Annotated in this window: 14 protein-coding genes; 12 read left to right on the forward strand and 2 right to left on the reverse strand. The window is 32.4% G+C overall.

Features of this window, described 5'->3' with window-relative positions:
- Positions 1-68: 68 nt before the first annotated feature.
- The gene (locus DY123_RS05260; protein WP_140924284.1) at positions 69-1082 is read left to right on the forward strand and encodes a serine hydrolase domain-containing protein; all 1014 of its coding nucleotides are present in this window, start codon (positions 69-71) and stop codon (positions 1080-1082) included.
- 17 nt (positions 1083-1099) lie between these two features.
- Here DY123_RS05260 and DY123_RS05265 read toward each other — a convergent pair whose 3' ends face one another.
- Together DY123_RS05265 and DY123_RS05270 are read right to left on the reverse strand one after the other, a co-directional pair.
- Positions 1100-1810 carry a type 1 glutamine amidotransferase gene (locus DY123_RS05265; RefSeq protein WP_105964878.1) on the reverse strand — a complete coding sequence of 237 codons (711 nt, stop codon included), beginning with the start codon at positions 1808-1810 and terminating at the stop codon, positions 1100-1102.
- The gene (locus DY123_RS05270) at positions 1810-3159 is read right to left on the reverse strand and encodes a Mur ligase family protein (protein WP_105964877.1); all 1350 of its coding nucleotides are present in this window, start codon (positions 3157-3159) and stop codon (positions 1810-1812) included. The genes DY123_RS05265 and DY123_RS05270 overlap by 1 nt, the downstream gene beginning before the upstream one ends.
- Before the next feature lie 175 nt (positions 3160-3334).
- Between DY123_RS05270 and DY123_RS05275 the strand changes: the two genes are divergently transcribed.
- From DY123_RS05275 to atpA, 11 genes are all read left to right on the forward strand, one after another.
- Positions 3335-3919: a thymidine kinase gene (locus DY123_RS05275; RefSeq protein WP_105964876.1), complete on the forward strand. Its 585-nt coding sequence runs from the start codon at positions 3335-3337 to the stop codon at positions 3917-3919.
- 12 nt (positions 3920-3931) lie between these two features.
- Positions 3932-5014, forward strand: coding sequence for a peptide chain release factor 1 (prfA, locus tag DY123_RS05280; protein ID WP_140924287.1), 1083 nt, complete (start codon positions 3932-3934; stop codon positions 5012-5014).
- Positions 5007-5849 carry a peptide chain release factor N(5)-glutamine methyltransferase gene (gene prmC / locus DY123_RS05285; protein ID WP_140936314.1) on the forward strand — a complete coding sequence of 281 codons (843 nt, stop codon included), beginning with the start codon at positions 5007-5009 and terminating at the stop codon, positions 5847-5849. Before prfA ends, prmC begins: the two co-directional genes overlap by 8 nt.
- Positions 5850-5866: 17 nt before the next feature.
- On the forward strand, positions 5867-6889 hold the full coding sequence (locus DY123_RS05290; protein ID WP_140924291.1) for an L-threonylcarbamoyladenylate synthase: 1023 nt from the start codon (positions 5867-5869) through the stop codon (positions 6887-6889).
- 79 nt (positions 6890-6968) lie between these two features.
- On the forward strand, positions 6969-8210 hold the full coding sequence (gene glyA, locus DY123_RS05295) for a serine hydroxymethyltransferase (RefSeq protein WP_108982365.1): 1242 nt from the start codon (positions 6969-6971) through the stop codon (positions 8208-8210).
- A 20-nt stretch (positions 8211-8230) separates the two neighbouring features.
- Complete coding sequence (upp, locus tag DY123_RS05300; protein WP_108982364.1) at positions 8231-8863, forward strand: uracil phosphoribosyltransferase; 633 nt, start codon at positions 8231-8233, stop codon at positions 8861-8863.
- Positions 8864-9115: 252 nt separating this feature from the next.
- Positions 9116-9832 (forward strand): F0F1 ATP synthase subunit A, encoded by a 717-nt coding sequence (gene atpB, locus DY123_RS05305; protein WP_105964870.1) that lies wholly within the window; start codon positions 9116-9118, stop codon positions 9830-9832.
- A gap of 29 nt (positions 9833-9861) precedes the next feature.
- Positions 9862-10074, forward strand: a complete 213-nt coding sequence (gene atpE, locus DY123_RS05310; RefSeq protein ID WP_105957131.1) for a F0F1 ATP synthase subunit C — start codon at positions 9862-9864, stop codon at positions 10072-10074.
- Between the two features lie 44 nt (positions 10075-10118).
- On the forward strand, positions 10119-10655 hold the full coding sequence (gene atpF / locus DY123_RS05315; RefSeq protein WP_108982363.1) for a F0F1 ATP synthase subunit B: 537 nt from the start codon (positions 10119-10121) through the stop codon (positions 10653-10655).
- Complete coding sequence (gene atpH, locus DY123_RS05320) at positions 10645-11187, forward strand: ATP synthase F1 subunit delta (protein ID WP_108982362.1); 543 nt, start codon at positions 10645-10647, stop codon at positions 11185-11187. The genes atpF and atpH overlap by 11 nt, the downstream gene beginning before the upstream one ends.
- Positions 11188-11218: 31 nt before the next feature.
- The gene (gene atpA, locus DY123_RS05325; RefSeq protein WP_108982361.1) at positions 11219-12751 is read left to right on the forward strand and encodes a F0F1 ATP synthase subunit alpha; all 1533 of its coding nucleotides are present in this window, start codon (positions 11219-11221) and stop codon (positions 12749-12751) included.
- Positions 12752-12768: the final 17 nt, after the last annotated feature.

The following is a 12768-nucleotide window of genomic DNA, read 5'->3' on the forward strand; positions in this document are numbered from 1 at the left end:
TAAATCATTAGTTTATGATGTAAGTTCGAAAGTGTTTTTTATATGAAATAATAAATCAGGTGAAAATTATGGATTATCCAAAAACAATTGAAATGATAAATAGACTAGTTGATGATGGGGTTGTCCCTGGGGTTAATTATGCTTTTATTGATGGTAATAAGGTAGCAAGGCATTTGATTGGTTACAGTGAATTAGTACCTAAAAAAATAAAATTAAAAGATAATTTAATATATGATATGGCATCAATTACTAAAGTTGTTGGTACCACAATGGTAATTTTAAAATTAGTTGATGATAACCAACTTAATATGGAAGATTCTATTAGTAAGTATTTACCTCAATGGAAATATCCAAAGGTAACTGTGCGAAATTTAATTACCCATACTTCTGGAATTGAAGGGTATATTAATAATCGAAATAACTTAACTCATGATGAACTAATTAAGGCATTACTTAATTTGAAAGCGGGTAAAGGTTTGAATCATGAAATGCACTATGCTGATGTTAACTTTATTTTCTTAGGCTTAATTGCTAAGAAAATTACAGGAAAATCAATTCACGATTTAATTACTGAATGGGTATTAAAACCATTACACATGAATAATAGTTCTTTTGCTCCCAAAGATAAGCACAAATGTGTGCCCACAGTTTATGATGAGAAAAAAGGCTTATTACAAGGATTAGTTCATGATCCTAAAGCTCAAATATTAGGATCAGATTGTGGATCAGCAGGATTATTTAGTAATATGAATGATTTAATTAAATTTGTGCATGCTATTTTATATCCTGATGACAATCCAATTATTTCATCATCGTTAGTAAAACAATTTTATGACGATCAAACTTATTCTCATGCTTTAGGACGTAGTTATGGATTCGAATTGCTTCACTATCATGGAATGAAATTTATATGGCAGTCTGGATATACAGGAACATTCATGGTTATAATTCCCAAATTAAAACGAGCAATGATCTTCTTATCCAATCGGGTTCATCCTAAAGCACCAAATGAATATTATATTGAAAGAAGAAAGCCTTTAATTGAAACCTATTTAGATGAAAATAAAAAAACTTGGAAATAAATTCCAAGCTTTTTTGATTAATAAGATTTTTCAACATCCATTTGTTCTAGTCTTGAAAAGTCATCATTAGGATAACGTCTTTTTAGTGCTTTAATTAAAATATGTTTAGCGATGATGTTGTTTCTAGCTAAAATTGGTCCATGAAAGTAGGTACAATAAACATTTTTGTAAATAGCACCTTCAGCTTTATCTTGACCATTGTTACCATAACCTTTTTCAACATCACCTAAAGGACGTTCTCCTTTACCAGTGTAAGTTACACCTTGGTGATTTTCGAATCCATGGTATTGTTCACCGGTTTCTTCATTTTTAATTAAAATATTACCAATGAAACGATTATCATGTTGTTGTTCTGTGTAATGATCTAATACGCCAATACCAGGAATTTTATCGCCATTAGCATCAATATAATATTTACCTAGTAGTTGAAAACCACCACATATTGCTAATAGACAACCATCTGATTCAATAAATTTTTTGATTTCATCTTTTTTAGTTTGAATATCTTTTGAAACAATAGTTTGTTCAAAATCTTGGCCACCACCAAATACAGCAATATCATAATCATCTGCTTTAAAACCTTCATCTAAGCTTACTACGTTAGATTGCACATCAATCCCCATTTTTTTGCCATAATATTTTAAAACTAAAATGTTACCTAAATCACCATAGGTATTCATTAAATCACCATATAGATGAGCAATATTGAGTGTATATTTATTTGCCATTATTCAATGCCTCCCTTGATGTATCCTTTTTCTGCAAAATCTTTTCTAAGTTTCATCATTGCAGTATAAGTAGCTAAAATATATACCTTATTTGTTGGTAAGTCTGGGATGTCATTTACTACTTTTTCTAGGTCTGGCTCAACATCATGAATGTTTTCATCAACACCAGCTACTTTTAATCTAAAGGTAATATCACGATATCTTTCGCCACCTGTGATATATTTTTTAATTGGCATATCCTTTAAGCGTTCAAATTCGCCATCCCAGATCCAACTAGTATCAATTCCATCAGCATAGTTAGCATTTAATAGACCAATAAATGAAAATTCTTCTTTTTCTTTTGAAATCATATCAATAACTTGATTCAATCCTACGGGATTCTTAACTAAAATTAAAGTAACATCTTTGCCTTCAACATTAATTTGTTCTTGGCGACCAAAGACTCTTTCATTAGAATGAAAAGCTTCAGCAGCTTTTTCAGGTTCAATCCCTAAAAAGCGGCCGACTGAATATGCAGCTAGTGCATTATAAATGTTATAAACGCCACCAATACCGATTGATAATTCTTGTCCATCAACAGTAAATGATGATGAATTAGGAGTTAATTGACCCAATTGGGTTAATTCATGACTTAAAATGGGACGCTTAAAACCGCAATGAGGACAGAAATAATTACCTAAGTTAGCATAACTAATATAGTGATAGTGCAAAATGTTTTCACAAACTGGACATAAAATACCATCAGTATTAGGTTCTGCTTTCATATCCTTTTCATCATTATGATTTTTAAATCCATAATATATTTTAGGATTAGGTAAGTCTACAGAATTAAAGATAGGTGCATCACCATTAGCGATAATAGTAGCTTTGGGTGCTAATTTCACACCATCAATAATCTTTTTGTAAGTAGTATAGATTTCACCATAGCGATCCATTTGATCACGAAAAATATTGGTAAAGACAAATGCAACCGGTTTAATATACTTAGTTAATTTAACCACATTTGCTTCATCTACTTCTAAAACTGCAAGTGGACGTTTATTCTTATTATTTTTGGCTTTTAAAAAGGTAGTAACTAATCCTTGTTCCATGTTAGATCCAGAAGGATTGGTTAATACATTATCGTATTTTGTTTTTAAAACTTGGACAGTAAGGGCAGTTGTTAAAGTCTTACCATTAGTACCAGTGATAACAACTACATCATAGTTTTTTCCTAAATGTTTTAAGATAGCAGGATCAATCTTAGTAGTTATTTTACCTGGTAATGAACTTCCACCATTCATGAAAGTATGTAAGAACCAGTATGATGATTTTCCAGCAATAGTTGCTAGTTCGCTTCTAAGTGACATTGTGAATGCGCTCCTTATTGATATAATATTCAAAATTTTATCACACTTTACTATTATAGACCGTAAAAGTGCATATAAGTATGTCAATTTTATTAACTTTATTTCATACTATCGAAATTAGTCTGTAAATCAGCTATAATAATAATGAAAATAAAAAGAGAAAGCGAGTTGTACCATGGCTCAACTATATTATCGTTATGGGGCAATGAATAGTGGTAAAACTATTGAAATTATTAAAGTTGCTCATAATTATGAGGAACAAGGTAAATCAGTAATTATTATGACTAGTGCTCTAGATACCAGAGAAGAAAGAGGAACCGTTTCTTCAAGAGTAGGTTTAAGTAGAAGTGCGCATGTAATTGATACTCAATCTGACTGTTTTGAAATGGTAAAACAAATTAATCCAGATGCTAGTTGTATTTTAGTTGATGAAGCACAGTTTCTAAGTAGAGCAAATGTACTACAATTTGCTAAAATTGTTGATGAACTGAATATCCCAGTAATTGCTTTCGGATTAAAAAATGATTTTCAAAATAAATTATTTGAAGGTTCTGAAAACTTACTCCTTTATGCAGATAAAATCGAAGAAATGAAAACAATTTGTTGGTTCTGTGGTAGAAAAGCCATTATGAATTTACGCTTTCATGATGCTAAACCGGTTTATGAAGGTGAACAAATTCAAGTTGGTGGTAATGAATCATACTACCCAGTTTGTCGCAAACATTACTTCAACCCACCATTAGATTTAATCGGAAAGTGAGGACTTTAATTTATGGATGAAATATTTGAAAAGTTACAAGCGGTTGTTGACCGTTATGATGAATTAAATGAATTAATTAGTGATCCAGAAGTGATTGCTGATACAAAACGTTTTATGGCTTTATCTAAAGAAGAAGGTAGTCTTCGTGATATTGTTAGTGAATTTAATAAATATAAAAAGATTACTGCCCAATTAGATGAAGATAGAGAAATGCTAGCTGAAAAGTTGGATGATGACATGAACGAAATGGTTAAAGGTGAAATTAGTGAACTTGAACCCCAAAAAGAAGCATTAGAAGAAAAAATGAAAATCATGTTATTACCTAAAGATCCTAATGACGATAAAAATATTATTATGGAAATTCATGGTGCTGCTGGTGGTGACGAAGGTAGTCTATTTGCTGCTGATTTATACGATATGTATATTCGCTACGCTGAAAAACAAGGTTGGAAAACTTCTATTATTGATCAAAGTGATACTGAAGTAGGTGGCTTTAAAGAAATTGCCATTATGATTCAGGGTGAAAAAGTTTACTCTAAACTTAAATTTGAAAACGGAGCTCATCGTGTACAACGTGTGCCTGCAACTGAATCAGCTGGTCGCATTCATACTTCAACTGCGACTGTTGGGGTTATGCCTGAAGCTGAAGATGTTGACATTGATATTGATCCTAAAGATATTAAAACTGATGTTTATCGTGCTTCCGGTGCTGGTGGACAACATGTTAACAAGACTTCATCTGCGGTTAGAATGACTCATTTACCTACTGGAATTGTAGTTGCTATGCAAGATGAACGTTCTCAACAACAAAACCGTGCAAAAGCAATGCAAGTTTTAAAAGCTCGTGTTTATGACTATTACCAACAACAAGAAGAAGATAAATATGATTCCGAAAGAAAGGCTGCCATTGGTACTGGTGATCGTTCCGAAAGAATTAGAACTTATAATTATCCACAAAATCGTGTAACTGATCATCGTATTGGTTTAACTTTAAATAAGTTAGATAAAGTGATGAATGGAGATTTGGACGAAATTATTGATGCCTTAATTGTTTCTGACCAAGCTAAGAAGTTGGAGCAGTTAAAGAATGAATAAGATGACATATTTTGAAGCCCAAAAAAGGGCTTCTTTGTGTATAGAGGATAAAAATTTGGATAAAGAAATTGCCAAATTTTTGATGATGGAAAGATTTAATTTAGATACTACTCACTTATTACTTCATTATCGTGATGAAATGAACAAAACTGATTTAAAACAATATTTTAATGACGTTAATAAATATATTGAGGGATACCCTCCACAATATATTATTGGGAAAGCTAATTTCTTTGGACATGAATTTTATGTTGATAGTAATGTCTTAATTCCACGCCCAGAAACGGAAGAATTAGTTGAATGGGTAGTATCTGACTATGGTTCCAAAGATAAATTAAGCATTTTAGATATGGGAACTGGTAGTGGTGCAATCGCCGTTTCATTAAAAATGGAAAATAATAATTGGAATGTTGATGCTGCTGATATATCAGATGCTGCTTTATCAGTTGCTAAAAAAAATGCTAAAGCTAACCAAGTTGATGTAAAATTTATTAGTAGTGACTTATTTGAAAATATTAATCAAGATTATGATGTAATAATAAGTAATCCTCCATATGTAGCAGATGATGAACTTAAGTATATGGATGCTAGTGTTATTCAATATGAACCGCATGAAGCATTGTTTGCTAAAAATCATGGTCTATTTATATATGAAAGAATTGCTAGTTATATTCAGTCTATTTCATTTCATCATCATGGTGATTTATATCTAGAAATAGGTTTTAAACAAAAATCAGCAGTTGTTGATATTTTTAATAAAAAACTGCCTAATGCTTTGATTACTACCAGGGATGATTTTTATGGTAATCCTAGAATGGTAAGAGTCAGATATTAAAAGGAAAGTGATAAATTATGGATACAAATATTTATACTAAAAAAGATTTAAAGCTTGCTGCTAAGGACATTAATGATGGTCAATTAGTATCATTTCCAACAGAAACTGTTTATGGGTTAGGTGCAGATGCCACCAATGAAAAAGCAGTTAAAGCAGTATATGCTGCAAAAGGCCGTCCAAGTGATAATCCTTTAATTGTGCATGTTGATGGACCTGATATGGTTAAACAATACGCCCAACCATTATCGAAAGAAGCACAAAGTTTATTAGATACTTTTTGGCCAGGACCATTAACAATTATTTTTAAATTAAAACCTGATGTTTTATCTAAAGCAGTTACTGGTGGCCTAAATACAGCAGCTTTTAGAAATCCTAACAATGATGTGACATTGTCATTAATTAGAGAGTCTGGAGTGCCCATTGTAGGTCCTTCAGCTAATACTTCTGGTAAACCTAGTCCAACTAAAGCAGAACATGTTTATCATGACTTAAAGGGAAAAATTGCAGGAATCTTAGATGATGGTGAATCTAAATATGGGGTTGAGTCTACAGTTTTAGATATGTCTACTGACAAGCCAGCTATTCTTAGACCAGGTGCAATTACTGCTGAACAAATTTCTAAAGTCATTCATAAGCCAGTATTGGATCAAAGAACTAAAGTTGCAGATGACCAAGTTCCCAAAGCTCCAGGTATGAAATATAAGCATTACGCACCTAATGCTCAAGTCTACATTGTTGATGACGAAAATGAATGGCAAGAAGCAGTTGATTGGGCTGCCAAACAAGACCATCCAGTCGGTATTATGGCGGACAATCATAATATTAACAGTTATAATTGGTCAGATAATGTTGAAACTTTTAGTTTAGGCGATAACGTTAATTCTGCGAGTCATTTATTATTTGCCGGATTAAGGCATTTTGATAATGAACCAGAAGTTAAATCAATTTTAACTCAGGCATTTTCATCTGATGGAATTGGTGAAGCTTATATGAATAGACTAAATAAATCAGCTGGCCAAGTTCATTTTCATTTAAGATAAAGATGCATTTTTATTATTTATAATTTATACTTTAGATGTAACTTATATTTAGTAACCTATATTTGGAGGAGAGAACGCCATGAATTATGATTATGTAAATGTAGATAAAGAATTGTGGAATGCAATCCATGATGAAAAGGATAGACAGGAACATACTATTGAACTGATTGCCTCTGAAAACATTGCTTCAAATGCTGTGATGGCAGCTCAAGGTTCGGTATTAACTAATAAATATGCTGAGGGTTATCCAGGTAAGCGATACTATGGAGGTTGTGACTTCGTTGATGTTTCTGAAAGCTTAGCAATTGATCGTGCTAAAAAATTATTTGGTGCTGAATATGTCAATGTGCAACCACATTCAGGTTCACAGGCTAATCAAGCTGCATACGCTGCGTTTTTAAAACCTGGTGATAAAATCTTAGGAATGGATTTAAACGCTGGGGGTCATTTAACTCATGGTGCTAAAGTTAACTTTTCTGGGAAAATTTACAAATCATATTCTTATGGATTAGATTCTAAAACAGAGGAACTAAATTATGATGCTATCTTAGAAGAAGCTAAAGAAATTAAACCACAACTAATCGTTGCTGGAGCTTCTGCATATAGTAGAATTATTGATTGGAATAAGTTTAGAGAAATTGCTGATGCAGTGGGCGCATATTTAATGGTAGATATGGCTCATATTGCAGGCCTAGTTGCAACTGGATTACATCCAAGTCCAATTGGCATTGCTGATGTTGTTACAACAACTACCCATAAAACTCTAAGAGGTCCTCGTGGTGGGATGATCTTATCGCAAGCAAAGTATGCTAAAAAATTAAATTCTTCATTGTTTCCTGGCACTCAAGGTGGTCCTTTAGAACATGTCATTGCTGGTAAAGCAGCTTGTTTCTTTGAAGACTTGCAACCATCCTTTAAGACTTATTGTGAACAAGTGATTAAAAATGCCAAAGCAATGGCTGATGAATTTAAAAACTCTCCAAATATTAAAGTAGTTTCAGGTGGAACCGATAATCATTTAATGGTCTTAGATTTAACTAATACGCAATTGAATGGTAAGGAAACTCAAGCATTATTAGATACATTAAAAATTACCACCAATAAAGAGGCAGTTCCTGATGAAAAATTAAGTCCATTTGTTACTAGTGGATTAAGATTAGGGACTCCAGCAATTACTTCTCGTGGATTTAATGAAGATGATTCAAGAGAAGTTGCTAGATTAATATCTAAAGCAATTGAAAATCATGATAATTCTTCTGTATTAGATAAAGTTAAAGAACAGGTACGTTTATTAACAAGTAAACATCCAATTTTCAAATAGAAAAAGAGGTATTATATTAGATGGGTAATTTTGAAGTTATGAATCATCCCTTGATTCAACATAAATTAACAATTATTAGAAATAAAGATTGTGGAACTCGTGAATTTCGTGAAGTTGTCAATGAAATTGCTACTTTATTAGCATTTGAAGTTTCTCGTGATATGCCATTAGAAGACGTTGATGTAAAAACGCCAGAAGGGGTTGCACATGCAAAACGCTTAGCAGGCAAAAAAGTGGCTGTTGTTCCAATTTTAAGAGCAGGTATTGGAATGGTTGATGGAATCTTAAACTTGATTCCTGCAGCTAAAGTTGGCCATATTGGGATGTATCGTGATGAAAAAACACTTGAGCCCCATGAATATTTTGTGAAGTTACCTAGTGATATTGATAAAAGACAAATTTTTGTTGTTGATCCAATGTTAGCTACTGGTGGTTCTGCAATTATGGCAGTAGACGCTTTGATTAAAAGAGGCGTACCTGAATCTAATATTAAGTTTGTTTGTTTAGTGGCTGCTCCAGAAGGAGTTAAAGCTTTACAAAAAGCTCATCCTAATATTGATATTTATTCAGCTGCACTAGATGACCATTTAGAAAATGGTTATATTGTTCCTGGATTAGGGGACGCTGGTGACAGACTATTTGGAACTAAATAATTATAAAAAGGAGTTACTGCTTTTTTTGCAGTAACTCCTTTTTTTGCAGTAACTCCTTTTTTTGTATATAATAATCAACAACCAATATACATATTTTCTTTTAGCTATGTTTATTGATTTTTGTTTTGAAATAACCATCGAATGGTGGTAAGATTTTAATGTATTTTATAATAAAATACATCATCTTAGAATTCATACTTACATCGTTTTTGTTAATGATGTATAGTAAGCTAAGAAAAGGGGTGATATTCTGTGAATGAACCTGTTTCCACTTTTAAGCTTTTTGGTTTAACCTTTGATATTGGTAACATGGTTTCTTTAGTTGTAGTTGCTGCAATCGTATTTTTCTTTATATTTGCTTTATCTAGGAAACTACAAATTAAGCCTACTAAGAAACAAAATGTTCTAGAAATGATTGTTGAATATACAAATGGATTATCTACAAATTCGCTTTCTGCAAAGAATGCTAAGCCTTATGGATTATATGCATTTGTTTTATTCGTATTCTTATTTATTTCTAATCAATTAGGATTATTCTTAGAAGTTGCTTATAATGGAGTTACTTATGTAAAAAGTCCCACTTCCAATCCAGTTGTCACAATGACATTGGCTGTAATGGCTTTGGGTCTGGCTCATTTTGCAGGAGTTTCAAAATTAGGTTTTAAAGGGTACTTCTCAAGTACATATTTAAAACCATTTAAGTTATGGTTACCATTGAATATCTTCGAAGAGTTTGCGAACTTTCTAACTCTTGGCTTGCGTCTATTTGGTAATATATTCGCGGGTGAATTGCTACTTGGAATGGTTAGTAACTTAGCCTTTTCTCACGGAGTAATTATGGTGATTCCTAGTTTCATTTTAGGATTACTTTGGGTTGGTTTTTCAATCTTTATCGGAACTATTCAATCATTAGTTTTCGTAATCTTAACTTTCGTTTACATTTCTCAAAAGATTCAACCTGAGGAATAATTTTTTCTATTTTTAAGGAGGATTTTATCATGGGAGCAATTGCTGCTGGTATTGCCGTAGCCGGTTCTGCTATTGGTGCAGGTATTGGTAATGGTGTTGTTATTTCTAAATATCTAGAAGGAATGGTTAGACAACCAGAAATGACTGGTCAATTAAGAACTAACATGTTTATTGGTGTTGGTTTGGTCGAAGGTTTACCAATCATTACATTAGTTATGGCATTTATCTTAATGAACAAGTAATTTTTATATAAATATAACTTTTTTAAGTAAGGAGGTGTCAATAGATGCTTTCACAAACATTATTTTCTTCTGTTGCTGCAACAGAAGAAGGTGGACTAGCTATTGGTAATATTATCTTTACTGCTATTGTATTTATTGTATTAATGGCATTAATTAAGCACTATGCTTGGAAACCATTATCTGATGTAATGACTAAGCGTGCTGATAAGATTTCTAATGATATTAGTTCAGCTGAAAAGTCTCGTAAAGATGCTGAAGAATTAGCTAAAAAACGTGAAGTTGCTTTATCAAAATCACGTGATGATGCTAATGACATTATTAGTAATGCTAAAGATTCAGCACAAAAACAAAGTGAACAAATTGTTTCTGAGGCTAGAAATGATGCACAAAGTGTTAAAGCTTCTGCTCAAAAAGATATCGAGCAAGAAAGAAAAGATGCTTTGGCTAACACTAAAGATGATGTAGCAAACTTATCTGTTGAGATTGCTTCAAAAATCATTCAAAAAGAATTAAAGTCTGATGATCAAAAAGCATTGATTGATTCTTATATTGAAGGGTTGGGGAAGCAAAATGCTAGATAAGATTACATTTGCAAAACGTTATTCAAAAGTAATTTTTGAACTATTAGATTCTAATGATCAAGTTGAAGATGGCTATAATGAATTATTGCAAATCAAACAAGTATTTGAAAATAATTCAGATTTAGGCAATTCTTTAACTGATGTTAGTTTCCCAAAAGAATATAAAAATAATTTAGCTAAACCTTTGATTGAAAATGTTGATATTGATGTTATTAAAAATCTATTGAATGTTTTGTTATCAACTAATAATATGGATGAAATTACTATGATTGTTGATGAATTTGAACAATTATATGATGAAAAGAATAAGATTGTTCGTGCAGTAGCTATTACTGCGGTTCCATTATCAGATGAACAAACAGCAAAATTATCCGATACTTTTAAAACACGTATGAACGCAAAAAAAGTTATTTTAGATAACAAAATTGATCAAAGTATAATCGGTGGTGTAGTTATTAAATCATCGAACGTTATTTTTGATGGAAGTGTAAGTACAAAGATTAATAGTATCAAGAAACTTCTATTAAATTAATAACAATATCTATCGAAGAGGTGAAACTTTTATGAGCATTAAAGCTGAGGAAATCAGTGCTCTAATCAAGCAACAATTAGCTGGCTACAAAGATGAGCTATCTGTTGATGAAACAGGTATCGTTACTTATGTAGGTGACGGTGTTGCTCGTGCTCATGGCTTAGATAATGCGTTGTCTGGTGAGTTGCTTGAGTTTGAAAACGGGATTTTCGGTATGGCTCAAAACCTTGAAAGCAATGATGTAGGTATTGTTGTTTTAGGTGATTGTACTGGAATTCGTGAAGGCGCTACTGTAAAACGTACCGGCCAAATCATGGAAGTTCCTGTTAGTAAAGATATGATTGGTAGAACTATTAATTCATTAGGTCAACCAATCGATGGTAAAGGTGATATTAAAGCAGAATCATCTCGTCCAATTGAAAAGAAAGCACCAGGAATTATGGACAGACAAAGTGTGTCTGAACCATTACAAACTGGTATTAAAGCAATTGATTCATTAGTTCCTATTGGTCGTGGTCAACGTGAATTGATCATTGGTGATAGAAAAACTGGTAAAACTTCAGTTGCTATTGATACAATCTTAAACCAAAAAGATCAAGACATGATTTGTATTTATGTTGCAATTGGTCAAAAAGATTCAACTGTTCGTTCACAAGTTTCAACACTTGAAAAATATGGTGCAATGGATTACACAATCGTATTATCTGCTGGTCCATCAGAACCAGCTCCATTGTTATACATTGCTCCTTATGCAGGTGCTGCAATTGGTGAATACTTTATGAATCAAGGTAAGCATGTTTTAGTTGTATATGATGATTTAACAAAACAAGCTAATGCTTACCGTGAACTATCACTTATTCTTCGTAGACCACCAGGTCGTGAAGCTTATCCAGGTGATATTTTCTACACTCATTCACGTTTATTAGAACGTGCTGCTAAGTTATCAGACAAATTAGGTGGCGGTTCAATGACTGCTTTACCAATTGTTGAAACTCAAGCAGGAGATGTTTCTGCATATATTCCAACCAACGTAATTTCTATTACTGATGGACAAATCTTCTTAAATTCAGATATGTTCTATTCAGGTACTCGTCCAGCTATTGATGCCGGTACTTCAGTATCTCGTGTTGGTGGAGATGCACAAATTAAAGCTATGAAGAAAGTTGCTGGTACTTTAAGACTTGATTTAGCATCATATCACGAACTACAAGCCTTTGCTCAATTTGGTTCTGATTTAGATGATGCAACTCAAGCTAAATTGAATCGTGGAGCTCGTACTGAAGAAGTTCTAAAACAACCTCTTCATGCGCCACTACCAGTTGAAAAACAAGTAATTATCTTATACTGCTTAACTCATGGTCATTTGGATAACATTGAAGTTGACGATATTGCTCGTTATCAAAATGAATTATTCGAATACTTTGATGCTTCACACCGTGACTTATTAGATTCAATTGTTGAAACTGGTCAACTACCAGATACTGATAAGTTAGACGAAGCAGTTAATGCTTTTGATAATTCATTTCAACCAACTGAAACTAAAAAAGATACACAAAATAACTAGCTTGAAGGATGGTGATA

The organism is Apilactobacillus micheneri (assembly GCF_006493595.1).
In the GTDB taxonomy this organism is placed as follows: Bacteria; Bacillota; Bacilli; order Lactobacillales; family Lactobacillaceae; genus Apilactobacillus; species Apilactobacillus micheneri.